The following is a 25,972-nucleotide window of genomic DNA, read 5'->3' on the forward strand; positions in this document are numbered from 1 at the left end:
GGGGAACGTGCGGGTTGTGTAGGTGTCAGGTACTGTGGGAGCGCTCCCACAAGTGATGGCTTGAAGGGTCGTCGGTTCGGAGCAGGGTGTCAAGGGAGCTGACACGGGGGTCGAGTTCAGTTATCGGAGCGTTAACCGGCCCGGACGGGTGGGGCGTTCGGGACGCCGGGGGCATACGGGGCCGGGATGGTCCCGGCCGGGACTGTTAGATTCCAGCCAACCGGAGGAGCGAGGGAGGCGGAGCGCATGGCGAGCCATGGAGTGCGGGGCCGGAGCGGGGGCCGGCCCACGCTGGAGGAGGTCGCCGCGCGCGCGGGGGTCGGCCGGGGCACGGTCTCGCGCGTGATCAACGGCTCGCCCCGGGTCAGCGACGCGACCCGCGCCGCGGTGGAGGCGGCCGTCGCCGAGCTGGGCTACGTCCCCAATACGGCGGCCCGCGCACTGGCCGCCAACCGCACCGACGCCATCGCGCTGGTCGTCCCCGAGCCGGAGACCCGGTTCTTCGCGGAGCCGTACTTCTCCGACATGCTGCGCGGGGTCGGCGCCGAACTCGCCGACACCGAGTGGCAGTTGCTGCTGATCTTCGCGGGCAACGACCGGGAGCGGCGGCGCCTCGCCGAGTACCTGGCCGCCCACCGCGTCGACGGCGTCCTCCTGGTCTCGGTCCACGCCGACGACCCGCTGCCCGAACTGCTGTCCCAGCTCCAGATCCCGGCCGTGGTCAGCGGCCCGCGCTCGGCCGCGGAGACGCTCACCTCGGTCGACTCGGACAACTACGGCGGCGCCCGCGCGGCCGTGGAGCACCTCCTGGCCCGCGGCCGCACCCGCGTCGCCCACATCACCGGCCGCCTGGACGTCTACGGCGCCCGCCGCCGCGTCGACGGCTACCGCGACGCGCTGCGCGCCGCGGGCCACGAGGTGGACGAACTCCTCATCGAATCCGGCGACTTCACCGAGGAGGGCGGCCGCAAGGCGATGTCCGCCCTGCTGTCCCGCCGCCCCGGCCTGGACGCCGTCTTCGCCGGCTCCGACGTCACGGCCGCCGGCGCCCGCCAGGTCCTGCGCGAGTCCGGGCTGCGCATACCCGACGACGTCGCCCTCGTCGGCTACGACGACTCCGCCATCGCCCGCCACATGGACCCGCCCCTGACCAGCGTCCGCCAGCCCATCGACAACATGGGCCGCGCCATGATCGACCTCCTGCTGACCGAGATATCCGACAAACGCCCCCCGGGTCTACGCCGTGGGGAACGGCGGCATGCGGTGCTGCCGACGGAGCTGGTGATACGGGCGTCCTCATAGACACCGTAGGAAAACGGCTCGGGCGGGACCCCTTCGCCGCGACCGGGCGACATGCTCATGGCGGTCCTGCGGGCGCAGTCCGGTCGGTCTGGAGCGGTGGGGCCGTTCAGGGGATGACGATCACCGGCCGCCGTGCCCGGCGGGCGAGGCGGCCCGCGACGGAGCCGAAGATGCGGCCCACGATGCCGTGCGTGGAGCCGACGACGATCGCGTCCGCCTCGTACTCCCGCCCCACCTCCTCCAGTTCGTGGCAGATGTCGCCGCCACGCTCGACGAGGATCCAGGGCACCTCGGACAGGTAGTCCGCACAGGCGAGTTCGAGGCCGAGCACCTCCGTACGGTGATCCGGCACGTCCACGAAGACCGGTGGCTCGCAGCCCGCCCACACCGTGGTGGGCAACCGGTTGGCCACATGCACGATGATCAGCCCGGAGTGGGAGCGGTGCGCCATGCCGATCGCGTACGCGAGGGCGCGCTCACTGGAGGTGGAGCCGTCGAAGCCGACGACGACTCCGTGCCGGAAGGCGGGGTCGCAGGAATGACGTGACTCTTCGGCCGCCTGGGGATCGGCCGCCGTAGGATCGGCGACCGGTCGCTTGCGGTCCGCGGGTTCGAAGAATTCGTGACCGGCCATGGCTGTCTCGGCGTTGTGATCCTTTATGGGATGAGATGACAGTGTGCGACGGAGCTGTGTCCGGGAAACATCTTCCCCACCCCATACCCCCAAGGGTACGGCGGCACGCCTCCCGAGCCCAGATCCCTTGCACGCTCCGTAAGCGGCACCCCGACATCCGTAGGGGTTCACCGGAGCATGCACGAGCCGCGCCCGTTACGCAATGCTCAATGCCCCGTACAGGCGCTTTGCACGGCATTCGCGGACGCACGCCCGGTGACCGACCGCTCGGCCGGGCGTTGAAGGGGGTGAGCCACCGCCACGGGGAGCCACCAGGCGCCACCGGACGCCGCCCGGCCGCCCCGGCCCGCCACAGGGAGTACGAGATGTCCGGACCCCGGTCCCGCCACGAGGAGCCCGGCGCGCAGGACAGCACGGGCGAGCTGATCCGCTGGGCCGCCTTCACCTGCGTCCTCGTCCCGGTGGTCCTGCTCTGGTACGGCACCTCGCTCGCCGGCGCCACGGGCACCGCGCTGGGCCTGGCCGCCGTCACGAGCGCGTGCCGGCTCCTGCTGCGGCGTTCGGAGCGCACGGCACGGCGCGGCGCACGCCGGGGTGCGGGCGGGCGCCGGGGGCGCGGATCACGGCGCGCGGGGTCGCGGGGGACCGGGCGGGACGGCGGCCGGGGCGAGGGCCGCAACGGCGCCCGGGGCGGCGGGCGTTGCGGCGTGCAAAGAGGTGGACGTCACACCCGGGAGCGGACACCGGTCGACTGACCGGTTTCCGTGCTTCCAAGCGCTTCTTTTCAGCCAACTTCTTGATATCGCCCAAGGGGGGTCCCCACCACCCCCCAACCCCCGTTCCACCTGCACGGAAAGGGTCTACGGGGCGCTGCGCACCCTACGCGGTTTGGCCACTGCCCGGAGGCGCACTTCCCTGCACGGCCCACGAGTGCAACGCTTCGTGATCGAATGCTTCACGCCAAGTTGTCATGTCGACAATGTGCCGCATTTGGAACTGGTCACCGTGCGTCCGCGGGAGCCAGTAGATTTCGATCTTGACTGTCTTTACGGCGGGGGACTCGTGCAGGACCAAGGGGAAACGTGCAGGAGCGACACAACCGAGGAGCCGCGACCACCGAGGGGGGCTTAGCAGTATGAGCCACGACTCCACTGCCGCGCCGGAAGCCGCTGTCCGGAAACTGTCCGGGCGTCGCCGCAAGGAGATCGTCGCGGTGCTGCTGTTCAGCGGCGGCCCCATCTTCGAGAGTTCCATACCGCTGTCGGTGTTCGGCATCGACCGCCAGGACGCCGGGGTGCCACGCTACCGACTGCTGGTGTGCGGCGGCGAGGAAGGCCCGCTGCGGACCACCGGCGGACTCGAACTCACCGCACCGCATGGGCTGGAGGCGATCGCCCGCGCCGGAACGGTCGTCGTACCGGCCTGGCGCTCGATCACCGCGCCACCGCCGGAGGAGGCGCTCGACGCACTGCGCCGAGCGCACGAAGAGGGCGCCCGCATCGTAGGACTGTGCACCGGCGCGTTCGTGCTCGCGGCCGCCGGACTGCTCGACGGCCGCCCGGCGACCACCCACTGGATGTACGCGCCGACGCTGGCCAAGCGCTATCCGTCGGTGCACGTCGATCCGCGGGAGCTGTTCGTCGACGACGGCGACGTGCTCACCTCCGCGGGTACGGCGGCCGGAATCGATCTCTGTCTGCACATCGTGCGGACGGACCACGGCAACGAGGCGGCCGGCGCGCTGGCCCGCCGGCTGGTGGTCCCGCCGCGCCGCTCGGGCGGTCAGGAGCGCTACCTCGACAGGTCTTTACCCGAGGAGATCGGTGCCGACCCGCTCGCCGAGGTCGTCGCCTGGGCGCTGGAGCACCTCCACGAGCAGTTCGACGTGGAGACGCTGGCGGCACGCGCGTACATGAGCCGTCGTACGTTCGACCGCAGGTTCCGTTCGCTCACCGGGAGCGCGCCGCTGCAGTGGCTGATCACCCAGCGGGTGCTCCAGGCGCAGCGGCTGCTGGAGACGTCGGACTACTCGGTGGACGAGGTGGCCGGCCGGTGCGGGTTCCGCTCGCCGGTCGCGCTGCGCGGGCACTTCCGCCGCCAGCTTGGCTCCTCGCCCGCCGCGTACCGGGCCGCGTACCGGGCCCGCCGGCCCGGCACCGACAGGCCGGGTGAGGCGGAGGCCGCGCTGCAGGCGTCGGCCGGGCAGCCGTTGCCGCCCGCGGGGCTGCCGGGTCCGGGGCCGCTGGGCGCCATGCCCTCGCTGCTGCACGCCGAGCGGGACAACGGGGTGCCGATGCAGAGCAGGCGCACGGCTGCCGCCGGGGCCATGACACTGCTGCCGGGGCCGCGCTCCGGTAGCTGAGGAAGTCCGGCAAAAGGCCGGGGAGGGGGTGCGGAGTCCAGGCTCCGCACCCCCTCTCTTCGTCCGCGGGGCATCCAAAGGGCGAGGTCCGCCTTAGGGTGGTCGCATGAACGATCGCATGGTGTGGATCGACTGCGAGATGACCGGCCTCTCGCTGTCCGACGACGCTCTCATCGAGGTGGCCGCCCTCGTCACCGACTCCGAGCTGAACGTACTCGGCGAGGGGGTGGACATCGTCATCCGCCCGCCGGAGCGGGCGCTGGAGACGATGCCGGAGGTGGTGCGTCAGATGCACACCGCGTCCGGGCTGCTCGCCGAGCTCCCGAACGGCACGACCCTCGAGGACGCCGAGGAGCAGGTCCTGGCGTACATCAAGGAGCATGTGAAGGAGCCCGGCAAGGCCCCGCTGTGCGGCAACTCGGTCGGCACCGACCGCGGCTTCCTGCTGCGGGACATGCCGACGCTGGAGAGCTGGCTGCACTACCGGATCGTGGACGTCTCCTCGGTCAAGGAGCTGGCCCGCCGCTGGTACCCGAGGGCGTACTTCAACAGCCCGGAGAAGAACGGCAACCACCGGGCGCTCGCCGACATCCGCGAGTCCATCGCCGAGCTGCGCTACTACCGCGAGGCCGTTTTCGTCCCGCAGCCGGGACCGGACTCGGAGACGGCGCGGACCATCGCGGCGAAGCACGTGCTGCCGGCGGCGAAGTAGCCGGCGGGGCGGGGCCGTCCCGGGTCCGACCGGGGGCCCGCCCGGGGCCGTTCGGGGTCCGCTGGGGGTCCGCGCGAAAACGTGTGCGCGAGCACCCCCTCGGACCCTGTAGACTTCTTCTCGGCCGGTCGGGGAAACGACAAGTTTCCAAGCGCCGGTCATGGTGGGTGTAGCTCAGCTGGTAGAGCACCTGGTTGTGGTCCAGGATGCCGCGGGTTCGAGTCCCGTCACTCACCCTCATCGGAAGAGGCCGGTGACCGCAGAAATGCGGTCACCGGCCTCTTCGCGTATGCGCGACCGCCTCTTCGCGTATGCGCGAGCGGGTCGACCGACGAACGGCGCCCCTGTCCCCCGGGGATCACCGGGGGACAGGGGCGCCTTCACCACGACTCCCGCTCGACTACTCGACCGTCACCGACTTCGCCAGGTTCCTCGGCTTGTCGATGTCGCGGCCCAGGGCCTTCGCCGTGTGGTACGCGAGGAGCTGCAGGGGGATGCCCATCAGGATCGGGTCCAGCTCGTCCTCGTTCTTCGGGACGACGATCGTCTGGTCGGCCTTCTCCTGGTGCTGGTGGGCCACGGCGAGGATCTTGCCCTCGCGCGCCTTGATCTCCTCCAGCGCGGCGCGGTTCTTCTCCAGCAGGTCGTCGTCCGGGACGATCGCGACCGTCGGCAGCGCGGGCTCGATCAGGGCCAGCGGGCCGTGCTTCAGCTCGGAGGCGGGGTAGGCCTCGGCGTGGATGTACGAGACCTCCTTGAGCTTGAGGGAGGCCTCGCGGGCGACCGGGTAGCCGCGGACCCGGCCGACGAAGAGCATCGAGCGGGCGTCGGCGTACAGCTCGGCCAGCTCCTTGATCTGCTCCTCCTGCTTGAGGATCTCGGTGATCTGGTCGGGCAGCTTGCGCAGGCCCTCGATGATCCGCTTGCCGTCGCGCACCGAGAGGTCGCGGGTGCGGCCCAGGTGCAGCGCGAGCAGCGCGAAGGCGACCGTGGTGTTGGTGAAGCACTTGGTGGAGACGACGCAGACCTCGGGACCCGCGTGGACGTAGATCCCGGCGTCCGCCTCCCGGGCGATCGCGGAACCCACCACGTTGACGACACCGAAGACCCGCGCGCCCTTGCGCTTGAGCTCCTGCACGGCGGCGAGCACGTCGTACGTCTCACCGGACTGGGAGACCGCGACGTACAGCGTGTCGGGGTCCACGACCGCGTTGCGGTAGCGGAACTCGGAGGCCGGCTCGGCGTCCGCGGGGATGCGGGCCAGCTCCTCGATCATCTGGGCGCCGATCATGCCCGCGTGGTACGAGGTGCCGCAGCCGAGGATCTTCACCCGGCGGATCTGCCGGGCCTCGCGGGCGTCCAGGTTGAGGCCGCCGAGGTGCACGGTGGAGAAGCGGTCGTCGATCCGGCCGCGCAGCACGCGGTCGACCGCGTCGGCCTGCTCGAAGATCTCCTTGTGCATGTAGGTGTCGTGGCCGCCCATGTCGTACGACTCGGCCTCCCACTCCACCGTGGTGGGCTCGGCGGTGGTGCGCGTGCCCTCGGTGGTGTAGGTGCGGAAGTCGTCGGCCTTGAGGGTGGCCATCTCGCCGTCGTCCAGCGTCACTATCTGACGGGTGTGCATGACCAGCGCGGCGATGTCCGAGGCGACGAACATCTCCTTCTCGCCGATGCCGAGCACGACCGGGGAGCCGTTGCGGGCCACCACGATCCGGTCCGGGAAGTCGGCGTGCAGCACGGCGATGCCGTACGTGCCCTCGATCAGCCGGACGGCCTGGCGGACCTTGTCCTCCAGCTTGTCGGCGGTGGCGCGGGCGATGAGGTGGGTGAGGACCTCGGTGTCGGTCTCCGAGAGGAACTCGACGCCGTCCGCCTCCAGCTTGCGGCGCAGGTCGGCGGCGTTGTCGATGATGCCGTTGTGGACGACCGCGACCTTGTTGTCGGCCGACATGTGCGGGTGGGCGTTCACGTCGGAGGGGGCGCCATGGGTGGCCCAGCGGGTGTGGGCGATGCCGGTGGTGCCCTTGAAGCGCGCCGGGACCTTGGCCTCCAGGTCGCGCACCCGGCCCTTGGCCTTGACCATCTTCAGGCCGGGCGCCTTCGGGGAGGTGACCACGATGCCCGCGGAGTCGTACCCGCGGTACTCCAGCCGCTGGAGGCCCTCCAGGAGGAGGGGGGCGACGTCACGCTTCCCGATGTAACCGACAATTCCGCACATATGCAGGTATTCCTAGCCGTAGACCATGCGGCGCAGCTGCCTGAGCGTCAGCTCGGGCGGTGCCACCGCTCGATATCTGAGATCCGCCCCGATCCGTTCGAAGATCTCCGCGTTCACCAGACCCCGGGTCTGGAGCTCGCGGTGGCGGCGACGGACGAAGTCCTCCGTCGACTCGTCGAAATAGGCGAGCACGTCCTGGATCACCCGCAGCGCCTCGCCCCTGCCGAGGGGCGTGGACCGCGTCAGATGATCTACGAGTTCGTCGTGCACCCGTAGATCCTCGGGTACCGGCGCGGGTTACGCAAGAATCCTGCCCGATATCGGGCACCGGGGTGGCGGGCGAGGGGCTGAACTCCTGTGCGCCCCCTGTGCTCTACGTCACTCCGGTCCCCTTGGCGCCCCCGGTGGGAGAGTGGTCCCGACCAGATTCGAAGGGAGCGCATGTGACACGGAACGACCGTACGACTCCCCGAACCGCCCGCGTCCTCGGTTCGCTGCTGCTCGTCCTGGCGGCCGGCGTCTTCACCCTCGGCGCCGCGCCCGCCCCGCCCGAGGCCCCGGTCACCCCCCTGGACCAGGTGGTCCCCGCCCCCGCCTCCGTCACCCCCGGCGGAGCGCCGTACCGCATCACCCGTGCCACCGCCGTCCGCGTGGACGGCTCGGCCGGGGTCCGCCGCGTCGGCGCCTATCTCGCCGGCGTCCTGCGGCCCTCCACCGGCTATCCGCTGCCGCTCACCGAGCACGGCGGCGGGGGCATCCGGCTGCACCTGGAGAAGGGCGGCTACGGCGCCGAGGGCTACCGGCTGCGCAGCGGCCCCTTTGGTGTCACGCTCACCGCGAGCGCCCCGGCCGGCCTCTTCCACGGCGTGCAGACGCTGCGCCAACTGCTCCCCGCCGCCGTCGAGAAGAGGACGGTCCAGCGCCAGGACTGGCGGATCGCCGGCGGCACCGTCGAGGACCGCCCGCGCTACGCCTACCGGGGCGCCATGCTGGACGTCGCCCGGCACTTCTTCACCGTCGCCCAGGTGGAGCGGTACATCGACGAACTCGCGCTGTACAAGGTCAATGAGCTGCATCTGCACCTCAGCGACGACCAGGGCTGGCGCATCGCCGTCAACTCCTGGCCCCGGCTCGCGCGATACGGCGGCGCGAGCGAGGTCGGCGGCGGCAAGGGCGGCTTCTACACCCGGGCCGAGTACCGACACCTCGTCTCCTACGCGGCCTCCCGCTATGTGGAGGTCGTGCCCGAGATCGACCTGCCCGGCCACACCAACGCGGCCCTCGCCTCCTACGCGAAGCTCAACTGCGACGGCGTGGCACCCCCGCGCTACACCGGCACGGAGGTCGGCTTCAGCTCGCTGTGCGTGTCCAAGGACGTCACGTACACCTTCGTGAACGACGTCATCAAGGAGCTGGCCGCGCTCACCCCGGGCCGCTATCTGCACATCGGCGGCGACGAGGCGCACTCCACCAGCCACGCCGACTATGTGACCTTCATGGACCGCGTCCAGCCGATCGTCGCCAAGTACGGCAAGAAGATCATCGGCTGGCACCAGCTGACCGGCGCCCACCCCGCGCAGGGCGCGCTCGCCCAGTACTGGGGGCTGGACAGCACCAGCGCGGCCGAGAAGGAGCAGGTCGCCCAGGCCGCCCGCAACGGCACGGGGCTGATCCTGTCCCCGGCCGACCGGGTCTACCTCGACATGAAGTACACGAAGGACACCAAGCTCGGGCTCAGCTGGGCCGGGCTGGTCGAGGTCCAGCGGTCGTACGACTGGGACCCGGGCGCCTATCTCGCGGGCGTGCCCGCCGCCGCGGTGAAGGGGGTGGAGGCGCCCTTGTGGTCGGAGACGCTGACGACGTCGGCCGACATCGACTACATGGCGTTCCCGAGGCTGCCGGGCGCGGCCGAACTGGGCTGGTCGCCCGCCGCCACCCACGACTGGGACACCTACAAGGTACGGCTGGCCGCCCAGGGCCCGCGCTGGGACGCCCTCGGCATCGGGTACTACCGGTCGCCGCAGGTGCCCTGGCCGAGCGGCTGAGCACGAGGTGAACGGGCGCCCCGGAGGACCGTACTCCGGGGCGCCCGTCCGTCGGTGTCCGGCGTCAGCGGCCGGCCAGCGGGTTGCGCAGCGTGCCCACCAGCTGGAGCGCCGCGGAGGGATCCGCGAGGTCCACCATCTGCCGGTTGTCGCGCAGCTGGAGCCGGTTGAGGCAGGACAGCGCGAACTCGGGTGCGAAGAGGTCGTACTGCCGGAACCGGTCGGCGAGTTGCGGGTTCGCCTCCTGGTACTCGCGGGAGACCTCCGCGACCGTCCGCCAGAACTCGTCCTCGGTGAGGACGCCGTCGGCGGCGAGGTTCGCGGCGAGGAAGCGGAAGAAGCAGTCGAAGACATCGGTGAAGATCGACAGCAGCTTCTGGTCCTCCGGGATGTCGGCCCGGATCCGGGCGACCTCCGGCGGCAGCACGGCGTCCGGGTCCATCACCACGATCTCCTCGGCGATGTCCTTGTAGACGGCCCGTCGCACGACCCCGTCCCGCAGCACCAGGATGGTGTTCTCGCCGTGCGGCATGAACGCCAGGTCGTAGGCGTAGAGGCTGTGCAGCAGCGGGGTGTAGTACGCCCGCAGGTACCGGCGCAGCCACTCGGCGGGGGCGAGCCCCGACCGCTCGACGAGGGCGCCCGCGAAGGACGCGCCCTCGTGGTCGACGTGCAGCAGGGAGGCCATGGTGGCGAGCGTCTCGCCGTCCTCCAGCGAGGGCACCGGGCTCTCCCGCCACAGCGCGGCCAGCATCTTGCGGTAGGGGGAGTAGCGGTCGGTGGCCTGCTCGTACTCCAGGTGCCGGTAGCCGACGGCGGCCCGCTCGCGGATGATCGTCAGACCGCTGCCCTTGAGCACCGGGTCGCTCTCGATCAGCTGGGCGAGCCAGTCGTTGATGGCGGGGGTGGCCTCCATGTAGGCGGCCGAGAGGCCGCGCATGAAGCCCATGTTGAGCACGGACAGGGCCGTCTTCACATAGTGCTTGTGCGGGGCGCTGGTGTTGAAGAAGGTCCGGATGGACTGCTGGGCGAGGTACTCGTCGTCGCCCTCGCCGAGCGGCACGAGGTGCCGGCGGGCCACCTCCGCCGCGAAGGTGACGGACAGCTTGTTCCACCACTGCCAGGGGTGGACGGGGATGAGGAGGTAGTCGGCCGGGTCGAGGCCCTGCGCGGCGAGCGTCCGCCCGAACCGCTCGACGGTCTCCTCGCCCAGCTCGGCCCGGATGAAGCCCTCGTACTCGATGCCGGTACCCGCGGTGAACGCGGCGCGGGAGCGGTGCGCGGCCAGCCACACCAGCCGGACGGGGTGGGCGGTCTCCGGGGCGTACGACAGGTACTCGTGGACCCCGAAGCCGAGCCGCCCGTTGTTCGCGACGAAGCAGGGGTGGCCCTCGGTCATCCCGGTCTCGATCGCCTGGAAGCCGCTCGTCACCAGCTCGGCCGAGGTGACCTGGTGCTTGGCGAGCTTGTAGCAGGTGCCGGAGAGGGTGGAGGAGATCTCCTCCAGGTACACGGGCAGGATGGCGTCGCTCAGGCCCAGGGAGTCCTTCAGCTCGATGAAGAAATCCAGTGCGGCGAGCGGGAGTTCGGCGCCGTCCCGGTGCCGGGTGATCGAGCCGGCGTCGACCTCCCAGTGGTCCAGGGCCCGGCGCACGGCGGTGAACCGGTAGGCGGTGAGCTTGTCGTCGCTGCGGACGACGTAGCCCTCGCCGTCCTCCTCGGGGGTGATCAGGCGCTCGTGCGCGAACTCGGCGAGCGCCTTGCGGATCAGCAGCCGGTTGGCCTGCGCCCAGCGCTCGGGGGAGAGGTGGGCCACGGACTCGGCGGGGGTCATGCGGACACCGCCTTCGTGAACTGCTCGCGGGTGCAGAAGCTCAGCAGGGCCTCTTTCTCCGGCTTCTGTATCTCGCGCTCGGCCACGAACCCGACGGCCGCGTTCAGCGCGTGCACCGCCTTGTTGCGCACGTCCGGTTCCACGACGACGCGCTCCACGGCCGGGTCCTCGAAGAGGTGGGCCATGACGGCGGTGATGACGGCTTTGGTGAACCCGTGCTCGGGGGTGTCGGTCGCGGGGGTCAGGAAGTGCATCCCGACATCGCCCGGCCGCGGCTCGTAGAGGCCGACCAGTTCCCGGTGGGCGGGGTCGTACCTCTCCAGGAGGAAGGCGGGGACGCCGTCCCGGAGCCCGAGCAGCGCGTGCTGGTGCTCGTCGGCGGCTATCTCCATGTACGCCCGCTCGATGTCCTCCAGTCTGGCGTCCTGCATCATCCAGAAGGCGGCCTTCGGGTGGGTGATCCAGGAGTGCAGCAGCTCGGCGTCCTTGAGCGGGTCGACGGGCCGGAAGGTGAAGGTCAGGTCGGTCATACGGCGAACTCCTGGAAGGCGATGGACTTCTCGACCGGGTAGTACTCGCTGCCGAGCACCTCGCGGATGATGCTCGCGTTGCGGTAGGGGCCCATGCCCAGGTCGGGGCTGGTGATGCTGTGCGTGTGGACGCCGGCGTTCTGGAGGAAGACACCGCGCCCGGTGACGTCGATGGCGTAGTTGCGGGCGACGTCGAAGCGGCCCTGGCCGTCGAAGCGCAGCCGCTCGCGCAGCGGGGCGAGGAAGGCCGGGGGCGCGTAGTGGTAGCCGGTGGCCAGCACCAGGCCCTCGGTGCGGATCTCGTAGTCCTTGCCCTGCTCGTCCTGGCGGAAGCCGAGCGTGTACGCCCCGTCCTCGTGACGGGCGCTGTTCAGCGAGGAGTTGGTGAGCAGCCGGGTGGGCACCGGCCGGCCCGCGCTGGTCACGTTCTTCTGGTACAGCAGGTCGAAGATCGCGTCGATGAGCTCCGAGTTGATGCCCTTGAACAGCCCCTTCTGCTGCTTCTCCAGCCGGTAGCGGGTCTCCTCGGGCAGCGCGCGGAAGTAGTCGATGTAGTCCGGGGAGGTCATCTCCAGGGTCAGCTTGGTGTACTCCAGCGGGAAGAACCTCGGGGAGCGGGTGACCCAGTTGAGCTGGTAGCCGTGGACGTCGATCTCGGACAGCAGCTCGTAGTAGATCTCGGCCGCGCTCTGCCCGCTGCCGACGACCGTGATGGACTTCTTCTGCTGCAGCTCCGCCTTGCGGTGCATGTACTCGGAGGTGTGCAGGAGGTCACCGCCCAGGTCCCGGCAGGACTCGGGGAGGTAGGGCACCGTGCCCGTGCCGAGCACGAGGTGCCGGGCGCGCAGGGTGTCACCGGCGGCGGTCCGCACGACGTAGAGGTCGTCCTCGTACGACACCTCGGTGACCGTCGTGCCGAAGCGGACGCAGCTCAGCTTGCCGGCGGCCCAGCGGCAGTAGTCGTCGTACTCCACCCGCAGCGGATAGAAGTTCTCGCGGATGTAGAAGGAGTACAGCCGGCCCTTCTCCTTCAGGTAGTTGAGGAAGGAGTACGGCGAGGTCGGGTCGGCGAGGGTGACCAGGTCCGACATGAACGGGGTCTGGAGGTGGGCGCCGTCCAGGAACATCCCGGCGTGCCACTCGAAGTCGGGCTTCGACTCCAGGAAGACGGCGTCCAGTTCGGCGATCGGCTCGGTCAGGCAGGCGAGGCCGAGGTTGAAGGGGCCGAGCCCGATCCCCACGAGGTCGTGGATGCGGCTGGATTCAGGAAGCGCGGTCAAGGGACTCTCCCAGGTACTGCTCGGCGTGGCCGGCGATGAGATCGAGGACGGCGGCGATGTCGGACGGCGTCGTCTCGGGGTTGAGCAGGGTGAACTTCAGGTAGTGGCGGCCGTCCACCTTGGTGCCCGCGACCACGGCGTCGCCGGAGGCGAACAGGGCCTTGCGGGCGTGCAGATTGGCGCGGTCGATCTCGGCCGGGTCGGTGACGGCGGCCGGTATGTAGCGGAAGACCAGGGTGGACAGGGACGGCTCGACCACGACGTCGTAGCGCGGGTCGGCGGCGAGCAGGTGCCAGCCCTGGACGGCCAGGTCGCAGACCTCGTCGAAGAGTTCGCCGATGCCGTCGGCGCCCATGACGCGCAGCGTCAGCCACAGCTTGAGGGCGTCGAAGCGGCGGGTGGTCTGGAGGGACTTGTCGACCTGGTTGGGGATGCGCTCGCGCACCGCCCGGCGCGGGTTGAGGTACTCCGCGTGGTAGGTGGCGTGCCGCAGCGTTGCCGTGTCGCGCACCAGCAGGGCGGACGAACTCACCGGCTGGAAGAAGGACTTGTGGTAGTCGACGGTGACCGAGTCGGCGCGCTCGATGCCGTCGATGCGGTGCCGGTACTTGCGCGAAGTGAGCAGTCCGCAGCCGTAGGCCGCGTCCACGTGCATCCAGGCGCCGTGGCGGTCGCAGAGTTCGGCGATCTCGGGCAGCGGGTCGATGGAGCCGAAGTCGGTGGTGCCGGCGGTGGCGACGACGGCCATGGGCACCAGGCCCTCGGCGCGGCAGCGCTCCAGCTCACGGGCGAGCGCGACGGTCTGCATGCGCTTGTCGCGGTCGACGGGGACGGTGACGACCGCGTCGGGGCCGAGCCCGAGCAGTTTCGCCGACTTCTGCACGCTGAAGTGGCCGGCCGCGGAGGCGAAGATCCGCAGTTTCGCGAGGTCGTCGCTCTTGGCCTCCTCGCGGGCCAGCAGCAGCGCCTGGAGGTTGGACTGGCTGCCGCCGGAGGTGAACACGCCGTCGGCGGCGGGGCCGAGGCCGATCCGCGCGGTCGTCCAGTCGATCAGCTTGCGCTCGATGAGCGTGCCGCCGGCCGACTGGTCCCAGGTGTCCAGGGAGGAGTTGACCGCGGTGAGCACGGCCTCGCCGAGCAGGGCCGGGATGACGACCGGGCAGTTGAGGTGGGCGAGGTAGCGCGGGTGGTGGAAGTAGACCGCGTCCTTCAGGTACACGTCCTCCAGCTCGTCGAGGACGGCGGCGGTGTCGCCGAGCGGGCGGTCGAGGTCGATGGCGTCGACGCGGGGGGACAGTTCGTCCACGGCGACGCCGGTGAACGGGCGCTCGGTGGCGGCGAGTTTCGCCGCCACCCGCTCGACTCCTTCGGTCACGGAACGGCGGTAGTGCTCCGCGGTGAGGCCATTGAGCAGGTGGGAGCGCATGGGGGGTCCTCCGGGGGGAAGTCCGTGGGGATGGAACTTAGGTTAGCCTAACCTAAGTTCTTTGGGTCGAGGCACACGTGTGCCGAAGGGCTGGGGGGAAGGGCGAAGAGGGGGAAGCGGCGACGGGGGAGGGTGACTACTCGCCGGTCGCCCGGAGCTGTTCCTCGGTCAGACCGCGCCGCCAGTACCCGACGAAGGTCACCCGGCGCCGGTCGACCCCGCGGTCCCCGACGAAGTGCCGCCGCAACGCCTTCACCTGGCCGGACTCGCCGGCGATCCAGACGTACGGGTGCGCCGTGTCGGGGAGTCGGGCACTCTGGACGGCGGCGAGCGGCTCGGGGGCGCCCTCGCCGCGCACCAGCCAGGTGATCTCCGCGTCGGCGTCCGTGCGCACGTCCTGGATGTCACCGGCGTGCGGCACCTGGAGCCAGGCGCGCACGCGGGTGCCCGCCGGGAGGGATTCGAGGATCGCGGTCGCGGCGGGTACGGCGGTCTCGTCGCCCCACATCACCACGAGGTCGGTGTCCTCGGGCGGCCGGAACCGGATGGCCCGGTTGTCGGCGAGCACGGGCCCGAGGACCAGCACCCGGTCGCCGGGGACGGCCCGCGCGGCCCACTGGGCGGCGGGCCCCGCGGGGGCGGCGGCGCCGGGGTCGACCCCGTGCAGGGCGAAGTCGATGTCGATCTCGTCCGGCTCGCGCCGCAGCTCCCGCAGGGTGTACGAGCGCATCACGGCCCGTACGTCCTCCGGCAGTTCGCGGTACTCCTGCCACCACGCCTCTCCCAGGTCGCGCGGCACGACGGGCTCCTTCTGCCCGGGGTGCGGCAGGAACAGGGAGAGGGACTGATCGCGTCCGTCGGAGTGGAAGCCCTTCAGATCGGCTCCGTCGAAGGTGACCCGCACCAGGGAGGGCCCGAGCCTTCTGGTGCGTGCGACCCGGAGGGAGAACAGGGTGAAGGGTTCGACGGCGGCCGTGGTCATGGGGGCTCCTGTCGGAATGGGGGCGGGGGCTGCTGCTAGCTGACCTTCTTCGCCTTCTCCAGGGCCTCGGCGAGGCTCGTCAGCAGCGGTACGCACTTGTCGTAGGACAGGATCGGCTCGGGGGAGCGGGCGATGACCTGTCCCGCCTTGACGGCCGGCAGCTTCTTCCAGGTCGGCTTGGTGATGTCCGCGGGCTGGATCGCCGACGAGCGGTCGTCCATCATGATGACGTCGGCCTGGTACTTGTCGACGTTCTCCCAGCTCAGCGACTCGTACCAGCCGCCGCCCTGCTTCTTGGCGCTCTCCGGCGGCTCCACGAAGTTCACGCCGAGGGCCTTGAAGTACTCCAGGTCGATGGACAGATGCGTCCCCGAGACGTAGAAGAGCTGGTCGCTCGCGCTGCCGGCCATCACCTTGATGTGCGGCTTGGCCTTGGCGGCGGCCCGCAGCCGGGCGGCGGCCGCCTCGAACCGCTTCTTCGCGTCGGTGACCTTGGCGGCCTTCATGTCGGCGCCGAGCGACTCGGCGAGGTCCCACATCCGCTGCAGCGGCTGGGTGATCTGGCGGTCGTACACGGAGATGCCGACGCTGGGGGCGAGTTCGGCTATCTGCTTGACGGACTGCTCGGGGACGTACCAGAGGGTGCCGGCGTCGTCGAACATCGTGGTGATCAGCACGTCGGGGGAGAGGGCGGCGTACTTCTCGACGTTGAACTGGCCCCAGGCGTTGCCGAGGACGGTCAGCTTGCTGACGTCCATGTCGCCGGCCTGGACGTCGGGCTTGCCGCCCGTGGTCGTGGTGGGGCCGAAGACGCCCTTGACCTGGACGCCGTAGTCGTAGAGCGCGGCGCCGACGCCGGTGAAGGCGACGATGTTCGCGGGGACCTTGTCGAGCTTCACGGTCTTGCCGCGGTCGTCCTTGAACGTCCAGGGACCCGACTTCGCCGCGGTCGACCCGCTGCCGGAGTCCTTCGCTTTGCCCTTGTCGTCCCCACAGGCCGCGAGCGCGACGCCGAGCCCTACGGCGCCGCCCGCGGCGAGCAGGCCGCGGCGAGAGAGGTGGATGGCACGGGCATGGGACATGGGGAGGACCGCTTTCGAACGGGGCGCAGCGCCCGCCGGACAAGTGCGAGGCTTAGGTTAGCCTAACCTTCTTGTCTGTCCAGGGGTGGTGCGGGTCCCCGGCGGCCGGGGCTCCCGGCAGGGGACGCGCCCCGGCGGACGCGCCCCCTCGGCCGGTGTCCCGGCAGGCTCAGCCCGCCAGCCCCAACTCCCGTGCGATCAGCATCCGCTGGACCTCGCTCGTGCCCTCGCCGATCTCCAGGATCTTGGAGTCGCGCCACATGCGGGCCACCGGGTACTCGTTCATGAAGCCGTAGCCGCCGTGGACCTGGGTGGCCTCGCGGGCGTTGTCGACCGCGATCGTGGAGGAGTACAGCTTGGCCATCGCCGCCTCCTTCTTGAAGGGTTCGCCGGCGACCAGCCGGTAGGCGGCGTCGCGCCAGGCGAGGCGGGCGGTGTACGCCTTCATCTCCATGTCGGCGATCTTGAACTGGATCGCCTGGTTGGCGCCGATCGGGCGGCCGAAGGCGTGCCGCTCCTTGGCGTACCTCACCGACTCGTCCACACAGCCCTGCGCCAGGCCCGTCGCGAGGGCGGCGATGGCGATGCGGCCCTCGTCCAGGATGCGCAGGAACTGGGCGTACCCGCGGCCCTCTTGGCCGACCAGGTTGGCGGCGGGCACCCGCACGTCCACGAAGGAGAGTTCACGGGTGTCCGAGGCGTTCCAGCCGACCTTGGAGTACGGCGCCGCGACCGTGAAGCCCGGGGTGCCGGACGGCACGATGATCGAGGAGATCAGCGGTTTGCCGTCGGGCTTGCGGCCGGTGACCGCGGTGACCGTGACCAGCCCGGTGATGTCCGTGCCCGAGTTGGTGATGAAGCACTTGGTGCCGTTGATCACCCATTCGTCGGTGTCGGGGTCGAGACGGGCCGTCGTCCGCGTGCCGCCCGCGTCCGAGCCGCAGTCCGGCTCGGTCAGGCCGAAGGCGCCGAGGATCTCGCCCGCGCAGAGGCGGGGCAGCCACTCGCGCTTCTGCTCCTCGGTGCCGAAGAGATGGATGGGCATCGCGCCCAGCGAGACACCGGCCTCCAGGGTGATCGCCACCGAGGAGTCCACCCGGGCCAGCTCCTCCAGGGCGATGCCGAGCGCCAGGTAGTCGCCGCCCATGCCGCCGTACTCCTCCGGGAACGGCAGCCCGAACAGACCCATCCGGCCCATCTCGCGGACGATCTCGTAGGGGAACTCGTGCCGCTCGTAGAAGTCGCCGATCTTCGGCGCCACGACATCGTGCGCGAACTCCTCCACCGTACGGCGGAGTTCCTCCAGCTCGGGGCTGAGGCGGTGGTCCATGCTGATCACTGGTCCTTGTGGGAGAGGGCGCGGACGGTACGGGAGGGGCTCGGCCGGTCCAGATGGGCGGCCATCCACACGCTCGTGGCGGTGAGGCGGCCGAGGTCGACGCCGGTCTCGATGCCGAGTCCGTGCAGCATCCAGACCAGGTCCTCGGTGGCGAGGTTGCCGGTGGCGGACTTGGCGTACGGGCAGCCGCCGAGCCCGCCGGCGGAGGCGTCGACCGTCGTCACACCGTGCTCCAGGGCCGCGTAGGTGTTCGCGAGCGCCTGGCCGTAGGTGTCGTGGAAGTGCACGCCGATCTCGTCGGTCGGCACGCCCTCCTCGTTGAGCAGGTTCAGGAGTTCCTGGACATGTCCGGGGGTGGCCACGCCGATGGTGTCGCCGAGGCTCAGCTCGTCGCAGCCCATGTTCCGCAGGGCGGTGCAGACGCGGGCCACCTGGTGCAGCGGGACGGCGCCCTCCCACGGGTCGCCGAAGCACATGGAGACATAGCCGCGCACCCGGGCGCCCGCGTCCTTGGCCTGGCGCACCACCGGCTCGAACACCGCGAGGGACTCGTCCACCGTGCGGTTGAGGTTGGCCTCGGCGAAGGACTCGGTGGCGCTGGCGAACACCGCGATCCGGTCCGCGCCGAGGGCCAGCGCCCGGTCCAGGCCGCGCCGGTTGGGCACCAGGACGGGCAGCTCGATGCCGGGCAGGTCGCGCACCCGCGGGAACAGCTCCTCCGCGTCGGCGAGTTGGGGCACCCACTTGGGGTGCACGAAGCTCGTCGCCTCGATCGTCGTCAGGCCCGCCTCGGCCAGGCGGCGGATGAAGTCCGCCTTCACCTCGGTCGGTACGGCACCCTTCTCGTTCTGCAGCCCGTCGCGCGCGCCGACCTCGTGGATCCGCACCCGGGCGGGCAGGCCCGAGGCCGGTACGACCATGGGCAGGGGCCCGGCGTTCACTCCGTCTCCTCCTTCGGCGCGATGACGGCCAGCACCTGGTCCATGGCGACCGTGCTGCCCGGCGTGACGTCCAGCTCGGCGACCGTGCCCGCGTGCGGGGCGGAGACGACGTGCTCCATCTTCATCGCCTCCACCACCAGCAGGCTCTGCCCGGCCGTCACCTCGTCCCCGACGGCGACCTTGACGACGGTCACCGTGCCGGGCATCGGCGCGGTCAGCGAGTCGGCGCCCGCGTGCGCCGCCCGGTTCAGCGAGTCGGCCACCGGGTCGTGGTCGCGCACCTGCCAGGCGTCGCCGTCCCGGCCGATCCAGTCACCGGCGCGCCGGAAGGTGTGCCGCAGCCCGTCGAGGGTGACGGCGACCGTGGTGCCGGAGACGGTGGCGGTGCCGCGCGGGGTGTACGTCACCGGGTCCGGGGCCCGCAGGTGGAAGGCGGGCGGCTTCGGGGTGCCGCCGAGCCGCCAGCCGTTCGGCACCGAGAACGGGTCGGTCCAGCCCTCGCCGGCGGGCTTCAGCGCCTCCAGCCGTACGGCCGCCGCCGCCTCGTACACCTCCTCCGGTACGTCCGTGCCGACCAGGTCGTCCACGACCCGCTCCACCAGGCCGGTGTCCAGCTCGCCCGCCACCACGTCCGGGTGGCCGAGGAGCCGGCGCAGGAAGCCCGCGTTCGTCTGCACGCCCAGCGTGACCGTCCCGGCGAGCGCCGCCCGGAGCTTGCGCAGCGCGGTCGCGCGGTCGGGGCCGTACGCGATCACCTTGGAGAGCATCGGGTCGTACAGGCTGCCGACCTCGGTGCCCTCGCTGAGCCCGGAGTCGGTGCGCACGCCGTCGCCCCCGGGCTCGTCCAGCAGCAGGACCGTGCCGCCGGAGGGGAGGAAGCCGCGCGCGGGGTCCTCGGCGCAGACGCGGGCCTCGACGGCGTGCCCGGTCAGCGTCACGTCGTCCTGGGTGAAGCCCAGCGGCTCGCCGGCGGCCACCCGCAGCTGCCACTCCACCAGGTCCAGGCCGGTCACCAGCTCCGTGACGGGGTGTTCGACCTGGAGCCGGGTGTTCATCTCCATGAAGTAGTACTGGGAGGGGTCGCTGCCCGGCACGATGAACTCCACTGTGCCCGCGCCCCGGTAGCCGCAGGAGCGGGCCGCCTGCACGGCCGCCTCGCCCATCGCCGCGCGCGTGGCCTCGTCCAGCAGGACGCTCGGCGCCTCCTCGATGATCTTCTGGTGGCGGCGCTGGAGCGAGCACTCGCGCTCGCCGAGGTGCACCACATGGCCGTGGCCGTCGGCCAGCACCTGGATCTCGATGTGCCGGGGGCGGTCGATCCACCGCTCCACCAGCAGGGTGTCGTCGCCGAAGGAGGCGCGGGCCTCGCGGCGGGCGGCGGCGATCTCCTCGTCCAGGACGGCGAGGTCCCGCACCAGGCGCATGCCCTTGCCGCCACCGCCGGCCGACGGCTTCAGCAGCACCGGCGGGCCCAATGTGCGGGCGGCGTCGGCGAGTTCGGGGTCGCGGCCGCCGGGGACCACCGGCACGCCGGCGGCCGCCACGGTCTCCTTGGCGCGGATCTTGTCGCCCATCAGCGCGATGGCGTCGGCCGAGGGGCCGATGAAGACCAGGCCCGCCTCCTCGCAGGCGCGCGCGAAGGCGGCGTTCTCGGCGAGGAAGCCGTAGCCCGGGTGGACGGCCTGCGCGCCGGTGCGGGCCGCGGCCGCCAGCAGCCGCTCCGCCGACAGATAGCTCTCGGCCGCGGGCGCCGGGCCGATCCGTACCGCCGTGTCGGCCTCCCGGACGTGCCGCGCTCCCGCGTCGGCGTCGGAGAAGACCGCCACCGAGCGCACGCCCAGCTCGCGGAGCGTACGGATGACCCGTACCGCGATCTCGCCCCGGTTGGCGACCAGCACTGTGTCGAACACGATTCCCCTCCTCACATCCGGAAGACGCCGAACTGGGGCTCTCCCAGTGGCGCGTTGGCGCAGGCCGTCAGGGCGAGTCCGAGCACCTGACGGGTGTCCATCGGGTCGATCACGCCGTCGTCCCACAGCCGGGCCGTCGCGTAGTAGGCGTTGCCCTGGGTCTCGTACTGCGCGCGGATCGGCGCCTTGAACGTCTCCTCGTCCTCGGCGGACCAGGTCTCGCCGCGGCCCTCCAGCTGGTCGCGCTTGACCGTGGCGAGGACGCTGGCGGCCTGCTCGCCGCCCATGACGGAGATCTTGGCGTTGGGCCACATCCACAGGAAGCGGGGGGAGTAGGCCCGGCCGCACATCGAGTAGTTGCCCGCGCCGTACGAACCGCCGACCACGACCGTCAGCTTGGGCACCCGGGTGCAGGCCACCGCGGTCACCATCTTGGCGCCGTGCTTGGCGATGCCGCCCGCCTCGTAGTCCTTGCCGACCATGAAGCCGGAGATGTTCTGGAGGAACACCAGCGGGATGCCGCGCTGGTCGCACAGCTCGATGAAGTGCGCGCCCTTCTGCGCGGACTCGGCGAACAGGATGCCGTTGTTGGCGACGATCCCGACCGGGTGGCCGTGGACGCGCGCGAAACCGGTGATCAGCGTCTGGCCGTACTCGCTCTTGAACTCGGCGAACCGGGAGCCGTCGACCACGCGGGCGATGACCTCGCGCACGTCGTACGGCGTGCGGGAGTCCACCGGCACCGCGCCGTACAGCCCGGCCGGGTCGATCTTCGGCTCGACGGCCGCGGTGACCTCCCAGGGCAGCGGCTGCCGGGCCGGGAGGGTGGCGACGATGTTCCGCACGATGCGCAGGGCGTGCGCGTCGTCCTCCGCGAGGTGGTCGGTGACGCCGGAGATCCGGGAGTGGACCTCGCCGCCGCCCAGCTCCTCCGCCGTGACCACCTCGCCGGTGGCCGCCTTCACCAGCGGGGGGCCGCCCAGGAAGATGGTGCCCTGGTTGCGGACGATGACCGCCTCGTCGCTCATCGCCGGGACGTACGCGCCGCCCGCCGTGCAGGAGCCGAGGACGGCCGCGATCTGCGGGATGCCCGCGCCGGACATCCGGGCCTGGTTGTAGAAGATCCGGCCGAAGTGCTCGCGGTCCGGGAAGACCTCGTCCTGCATCGGCAGGAAGGCGCCCCCGGAGTCGACCAGGTAGACGCAGGGCAGCCGGTTGTCGAGGGCCACCTCCTGGGCGCGCAGGTGCTTCTTCACCGTCATCGGGTAGTAGGTGCCGCCCTTGACGGTCGCGTCGTTGGCGACGATCACGCACTCGCGCCCGCTGACCCGGCCGATCCCGGCGATCACGCCGGCGGCCGGCGCCTGCCCGTCGTACAGCCCGTCGGCCGCGAGCGGGGCCAGCTCCAGGAACGGTGAGCCCGGATCGAGGAGTGTGTCGACCCTGTCCCTCGGCAGCAGCTTGCCGCGCGCGGTGTGCCGGGCCCGCGCCCGCTCCCCGCCGCCGAGCGCCGCCGCGGCGAGCTTGCCGCGCAGCTCCTCGACGAGCGCGAGATGGGCCTGTTCATTGGCCCGCCAGGCCTCCGACGCGGGCTCTGCCGCGCTCCGGAGCTCCGGTGCCTCCTGCATCCTGCGGTCCCCTCACCCGGCGCTCGAACCGGTTAATGAGCGTTAACCATTTCCTTCAGGTTAACGACCGCTAACCTCGCTGTCTAGAATTGTCCTCATGGCCAGAACCGACGCCCCCACCCGCCGCGAGCAGATCCTCAAGGAGGCCGCCCGCCTCTTCGCCGAGCGCGGCTTCCATGGCGTCGGCGTGGACGAGATAGGGGCGGCCGTCGGCATCAGCGGCCCCGGCCTCTACCGGCACTTCCCGGGCAAGGACGCGATGCTCGCCGAGCTGCTGGTGGGCATCAGCGGCCAGCTGCTCACCGGCGCCAGGCGGCGGCTCGCGGAGGCCGACGGGGACGCCCGCGCCACCGCGGTCCTGGACTCCCTGATCGAGGGCCACATCGACTTCGCCCTGGACGACCGGCCGCTGATCACCCTGCACGACCGCGAGCTGGACCGGCTGCGCGACAGCGACCGCAAGCTGGTGCGCCAGCTCCAGCGGCAGTACGTCGAGCTCTGGGTGGGCGTGGTCCGCGAGGTCTACCCGGCACTGACCGAACCCACCGCCCGCTCCGCCGTCCACTCCGTCTTCGGCCTCCTCAACTCCACCCCCCACCTGGGCCGCGCGGGCACCCTCCCCGGCCGGGGCGCGACATCGGAGCTGCTGCACCGGATGGCGAGGGGGGCGTTCGCGGCGGCGGGGGAGTGACGTGGGCCACTAGGATCGGGTCATGGAGTACGCGAAGATGCGCGCGATCGCCGAGGAGCTGGGTGCCTACGCGGAGCAGCTCGAAGGGGCCTGGAGCGTCGAGATCGGACCGTCGGGCCCGATACTGGCCATGATGTGCCCGTCGAAGCGGCACGAGGGCACGGTCCACCGCATCCGCGAACAGCTCAACCAGCAAGTTCCCGTCACTCATCCGGGTTGCGTCTGCGCAACGGGCCCTGAGATCGAACACCCGGCGCTCGGCCGTATGCGCTTTCCTGACGCAGTGGTCATGCCCTTTGGCCTCCTCGACGAGGAGGGGGTGGCCGTCGACGCGACCCAGGTCCTCGCCGTGGTGGAGATCGTCTCCCCCTCCAACCCCACCGACGACTACATCGAGCCCACCAACGACTACATCGAGAAGCTGGCCGACTACCCCGCCATGGGTATCGCGCACTACCTGATCGTGGACCCCCGCACCGGCACCATCGAGGTCCACTCCGACCCGTGCAAGGGCCGCTACATGCGCAAGGACTCGTACATCTACGGCGACTCCGTGCCCTTCGGGTCCTGGACGGTCGAGACGTCCGCCTTCCGGCGCTACGGCAAAGCGGGCAACTGACCGAGCGTCGCCTGCCTCGTGGCGCAACTCACCCTGGACGCCCCCCGTACCCGCCGGTATCTTCGAATCTGAGCAAGCGCTTAGACATGCCCCCTTTCCGGCATGCCCGAGGTACGTGGAGGTGGACGGCGTGCGCCGTACGGTGTTCAACGAGGATCACGAGGCGTTCCGGGAGACCCTGCGCGCCTTCATCGAGGCCGAGGTCGTACCGGTGTACGACGAGTGGTTCGCGGCGGGCCAGGCGCCCCGCGACTTCTACTACAAGCTCGGTGAGCTGGGCATCTTCGGCATCAACGTCCCCGAGGAGTTCGGCGGCGCGGGCCTGGACAGCCACAAGTTCGAGGCCGTCCTCTACGAGGAGACCGCCCGCGCGGGCGTCCAGTTCGGCGGCTCCGGCGTGCACGTGCTGCTCGCCCTGCCGTACATCAAGATGCTGGCCACGGACGAGCAGAAGAAGCGCTACCTGCCGAAGTTCGTCTCCGGCGAGGAGATGTGGGCCATCGCGATGACGGAGCCGGGCACCGGTTCCGACCTCGCGGGCATGAAGTCCACCGCCAAGCTCAGCGAGGACGGCACCCACTACGTCCTCAACGGCGCCAAGACCTTCATCACCGGCGGTGTGCACGCCGACCGCGTGATCGTGTGCGCCCGCACCGCCGCGCCCACCGCCGAGGACCGCCGCCACGGCATCTCCCTGTTCGCGGTGGACACCAGGTCCGAGGGCTACTCCGTCGGCCGCAAGCTGGACAAGCTCGGCCTGAAGACCTCCGACACCGCCGAGCTGGCCTTCGTGGACGTCAAGGTCCCCGTCGAGGACCTGCTGGGCGAGGAGAACAAGGGCTTCTCCTACCTCGGCCACAACCTGGCCTCCGAGCGCTGGGGCATCGCCTTCGGCGCCTACGCGCAGGCCAAGGCTGCCGTCCGGTTCGCCAAGCAGTACGTGCAGGAGCGCACCGTCTTCGGCAAGCCGGTCGCCCACTTCCAGAACACCAAGTTCGAGCTGGCCGCCTGCCAGGCCGAGGTGGACGCCGCCGAGGCCGTCGCCGACCGCGCGACCGAGGCCCTGGACGCCGGCGAGCTGACCCCCGCCGAGGCCGCCTCCGCCAAGCTGTTCTGCACCGAGGTCGCGCACCGCGTCATCGACCGCTGCCTCCAGCTGCACGGCGGCTACGGGTACATGAACGAGTACCCGATCGCCCGCCTGTACGCGGACAACCGGGTCAACCGCATCTACGGCGGCACCAGCGAGATCATGAAGACGATCATCGCCAAGGACATGGGCCTGTAAGGCCTCCGCCATCACTGGCCGGTACACCTACTCGTCATGAGCCAGGCACTCCAGGACCTCCTCGATCTGCTCGACCTCGAACAGATCGAGGAGGACATCTTCCGCGGCCGGTCCCGCTCCGCCGTCGTCCCCCGCGTCTTCGGCGGGCAGGTCGCGGCGCAGGCACTGGTCGCCGCCGGGCGCACGGTCCCCGCGGACCGTCCCGCCCACTCCCTGCACGCGTACTTCCTGCGCCCCGGCGACCCCGGCGCGCCCATCGTCTACACCGTCGACCGCATCCGCGACGGCCGGTCCTTCACCACCCGCCGCGTGGTCGCCGTCCAGCACGGCAAGCCGATCTTCCATCTCTCGGCGTCCTTCCAGACGTACGAGGAGGGTCTCGAACACCAGGTGCCGATGCCGGCGGCGCCCGACCCGGCGACCCTGCCGACCTCCCACGAGCGGCTGCGCGGCTACGGCCATCTCGCGCCCGACGTGGTGCAACGCTTCCTGGAGGCGCGCGAGGCGGTCGACCTCAGATACGTGGACGAGCCGCCGTACGGCCGCTACGGCGAGCCGCGCGAGCCGCACAGCCGGGTGTGGTTCCGCACCAACGGCAAGCTGGACGACAACCCTGCCCCGGACTCCGTCTGGGGTGACCCCCAGCTGCACGTCGTCCTTGCCACCTACGTCTCCGACATGACCCTGCTCGACTCCGTGCTGCTCGCGCACGGCCGCGGCGGCTGGGCGGTCGGCGACGTGGTGGGCGCGTCCCTGGACCACGCGATGTGGTTCCACCGCCCCTTCCGCGCCGACGAATGGCTGCTGTACGACCAGGAGTCGCCGTCCGCGCACGGCGGTCGCGGCCTCGGCCAGGCCCGCATATACACCCAGGACGGACGGCTGGCCGTCACCGTCATCCAGGAGGGCGTCGTCCGGGTGCCGCGCCAGCCGGACGACGAACTGGTTTCCTGAGGTGCCAAGTGACGGGTGGGGTACTAGGCTCAATGAGTGAAAGCCGCGAATGCACGGTATGAGCGGCCGGCGAGGTTGCGGGACACCTCTGACCTCAGCCGCGGCACCTGACGGCGCGCCAGCGTCCGGGTGGGCCGCAGGTGTCGACCGTAAAGACCTGCCGTGCCCGTACATGATCTCGCGGTGACATCCGAA

The 25,972-nt window shown here is 70.9% G+C and carries 22 protein-coding genes and 1 tRNA gene; 10 read left to right on the plus strand and 13 right to left on the minus strand.

Annotation, left to right across the window (positions count from 1 at the left end; genetic code table 11):
- Positions 1-246: 246 nt before the first annotated feature.
- Entirely contained in the window at positions 247-1,302 is a 1,056-nt protein-coding gene (locus QHG49_RS22245; RefSeq protein ID WP_301490905.1) for a LacI family DNA-binding transcriptional regulator, read from the plus strand.
- Positions 1,303-1,408: 106 nt separating this feature from the next.
- Here QHG49_RS22245 and QHG49_RS22250 read toward each other — a convergent pair whose 3' ends face one another.
- A complete protein-coding gene (locus QHG49_RS22250; protein ID WP_111584470.1) occupies positions 1,409-1,936 on the minus strand; it encodes a universal stress protein in 528 nt (175 codons plus the stop codon).
- A 365-nt stretch (positions 1,937-2,301) separates the two neighbouring features.
- Between QHG49_RS22250 and QHG49_RS22255 the strand changes: the two genes are divergently transcribed.
- The 4 genes from QHG49_RS22255 to QHG49_RS22270 all read left to right on the plus strand — a co-directional run bounded on the left by QHG49_RS22255 (position 2,302) and on the right by QHG49_RS22270 (position 5,246).
- Complete coding sequence (locus QHG49_RS22255; RefSeq protein ID WP_301490906.1) at positions 2,302-2,691, plus strand: hypothetical protein; 390 nt, start codon at positions 2,302-2,304, stop codon at positions 2,689-2,691.
- A 380-nt stretch (positions 2,692-3,071) separates the two neighbouring features.
- Positions 3,072-4,298, plus strand: a complete 1,227-nt coding sequence (locus QHG49_RS22260) for a helix-turn-helix domain-containing protein (protein ID WP_145485355.1) — start codon at positions 3,072-3,074, stop codon at positions 4,296-4,298.
- 106 nt (positions 4,299-4,404) lie between these two features.
- Positions 4,405-5,010 (plus strand): oligoribonuclease, encoded by a 606-nt coding sequence (gene orn, locus QHG49_RS22265; RefSeq protein ID WP_159701612.1) that lies wholly within the window; start codon positions 4,405-4,407, stop codon positions 5,008-5,010.
- 163 nt (positions 5,011-5,173) lie between these two features.
- A tRNA-His gene (locus QHG49_RS22270) sits at positions 5,174-5,246 on the plus strand.
- Between the two features lie 164 nt (positions 5,247-5,410).
- Here the strand turns inward: QHG49_RS22270 and glmS are convergent.
- Both glmS and QHG49_RS22280 read right to left on the minus strand, forming a co-directional pair.
- Complete coding sequence (glmS, locus tag QHG49_RS22275) at positions 5,411-7,228, minus strand: glutamine--fructose-6-phosphate transaminase (isomerizing) (RefSeq protein ID WP_145485357.1); 1,818 nt, start codon at positions 7,226-7,228, stop codon at positions 5,411-5,413.
- A 12-nt stretch (positions 7,229-7,240) separates the two neighbouring features.
- On the minus strand, positions 7,241-7,498 hold the full coding sequence (locus QHG49_RS22280) for a hypothetical protein (protein WP_145485358.1): 258 nt from the start codon (positions 7,496-7,498) through the stop codon (positions 7,241-7,243).
- A 173-nt stretch (positions 7,499-7,671) separates the two neighbouring features.
- Here QHG49_RS22280 and QHG49_RS22285 point away from each other — a divergent pair, with 173 nt between their 5' ends.
- Positions 7,672-9,273, plus strand: coding sequence for a beta-N-acetylhexosaminidase (locus tag QHG49_RS22285; protein WP_301490908.1), 1,602 nt, complete (start codon positions 7,672-7,674; stop codon positions 9,271-9,273).
- A gap of 64 nt (positions 9,274-9,337) precedes the next feature.
- Here the strand turns inward: QHG49_RS22285 and QHG49_RS22290 are convergent, their stop codons facing one another.
- The 10 genes from QHG49_RS22290 to QHG49_RS22335 all read right to left on the minus strand — a co-directional run bounded on the left by QHG49_RS22290 (position 9,338) and on the right by QHG49_RS22335 (position 22,225).
- The gene (locus QHG49_RS22290) at positions 9,338-11,107 is read right to left on the minus strand and encodes an IucA/IucC family siderophore biosynthesis protein (protein ID WP_159701609.1); all 1,770 of its coding nucleotides are present in this window, start codon (positions 11,105-11,107) and stop codon (positions 9,338-9,340) included.
- The gene (locus tag QHG49_RS22295; protein WP_145485361.1) at positions 11,104-11,637 is read right to left on the minus strand and encodes a GNAT family N-acetyltransferase; all 534 of its coding nucleotides are present in this window, start codon (positions 11,635-11,637) and stop codon (positions 11,104-11,106) included. The genes QHG49_RS22290 and QHG49_RS22295 overlap by 4 nt, the downstream gene beginning before the upstream one ends.
- On the minus strand, positions 11,634-12,917 hold the full coding sequence (locus QHG49_RS22300) for a lysine N(6)-hydroxylase/L-ornithine N(5)-oxygenase family protein (protein WP_301490909.1): 1,284 nt from the start codon (positions 12,915-12,917) through the stop codon (positions 11,634-11,636). Before QHG49_RS22300 ends, QHG49_RS22295 begins: the two co-directional genes overlap by 4 nt.
- Positions 12,901-14,343, minus strand: coding sequence for a lysine decarboxylase DesA (gene desA, locus QHG49_RS22305; protein ID WP_159701606.1), 1,443 nt, complete (start codon positions 14,341-14,343; stop codon positions 12,901-12,903). The genes QHG49_RS22300 and desA overlap by 17 nt, the downstream gene beginning before the upstream one ends.
- Before the next feature lie 136 nt (positions 14,344-14,479).
- The gene (locus QHG49_RS22310) at positions 14,480-15,325 is read right to left on the minus strand and encodes a siderophore-interacting protein (protein WP_301490912.1); all 846 of its coding nucleotides are present in this window, start codon (positions 15,323-15,325) and stop codon (positions 14,480-14,482) included.
- A 35-nt stretch (positions 15,326-15,360) separates the two neighbouring features.
- Positions 15,361-16,407, minus strand: a complete 1,047-nt coding sequence (locus QHG49_RS22315) for an ABC transporter substrate-binding protein (RefSeq protein WP_301490914.1) — start codon at positions 16,405-16,407, stop codon at positions 15,361-15,363.
- A 169-nt stretch (positions 16,408-16,576) separates the two neighbouring features.
- Positions 16,577-17,737, minus strand: coding sequence for an acyl-CoA dehydrogenase family protein (locus tag QHG49_RS22320; protein WP_145485366.1), 1,161 nt, complete (start codon positions 17,735-17,737; stop codon positions 16,577-16,579).
- Between the two features lie 5 nt (positions 17,738-17,742).
- Complete coding sequence (locus tag QHG49_RS22325; RefSeq protein WP_186337817.1) at positions 17,743-18,666, minus strand: hydroxymethylglutaryl-CoA lyase; 924 nt, start codon at positions 18,664-18,666, stop codon at positions 17,743-17,745.
- A 17-nt stretch (positions 18,667-18,683) separates the two neighbouring features.
- Positions 18,684-20,597 carry a biotin carboxylase N-terminal domain-containing protein gene (locus tag QHG49_RS22330; RefSeq protein ID WP_159701594.1) on the minus strand — a complete coding sequence of 638 codons (1,914 nt, stop codon included), beginning with the start codon at positions 20,595-20,597 and terminating at the stop codon, positions 18,684-18,686.
- Between the two features lie 11 nt (positions 20,598-20,608).
- Positions 20,609-22,225 (minus strand): carboxyl transferase domain-containing protein, encoded by a 1,617-nt coding sequence (locus QHG49_RS22335; RefSeq protein ID WP_301490917.1) that lies wholly within the window; start codon positions 22,223-22,225, stop codon positions 20,609-20,611.
- A 97-nt stretch (positions 22,226-22,322) separates the two neighbouring features.
- Between QHG49_RS22335 and QHG49_RS22340 the strand changes: the two genes are divergently transcribed.
- The 4 genes from QHG49_RS22340 (at position 22,323) to QHG49_RS22355 (ending at position 25,777) form a co-directional block, all read left to right on the plus strand.
- Positions 22,323-22,916: a TetR/AcrR family transcriptional regulator gene (locus tag QHG49_RS22340; RefSeq protein ID WP_111584486.1), complete on the plus strand. Its 594-nt coding sequence runs from the start codon at positions 22,323-22,325 to the stop codon at positions 22,914-22,916.
- A gap of 22 nt (positions 22,917-22,938) precedes the next feature.
- Positions 22,939-23,535: a Uma2 family endonuclease gene (locus QHG49_RS22345; RefSeq protein ID WP_301490921.1), complete on the plus strand. Its 597-nt coding sequence runs from the start codon at positions 22,939-22,941 to the stop codon at positions 23,533-23,535.
- A 130-nt stretch (positions 23,536-23,665) separates the two neighbouring features.
- Positions 23,666-24,823: an acyl-CoA dehydrogenase family protein gene (locus tag QHG49_RS22350; protein WP_111584590.1), complete on the plus strand. Its 1,158-nt coding sequence runs from the start codon at positions 23,666-23,668 to the stop codon at positions 24,821-24,823.
- Between the two features lie 36 nt (positions 24,824-24,859).
- A complete protein-coding gene (locus QHG49_RS22355; RefSeq protein WP_301490924.1) occupies positions 24,860-25,777 on the plus strand; it encodes an acyl-CoA thioesterase II in 918 nt (305 codons plus the stop codon).
- Positions 25,778-25,972: the final 195 nt, after the last annotated feature.

The organism is Streptomyces sp. WP-1 (genome assembly GCF_030450125.1).
In the GTDB taxonomy this organism is placed as follows: Bacteria; Actinomycetota; Actinomycetes; order Streptomycetales; family Streptomycetaceae; genus Streptomyces; species Streptomyces incarnatus.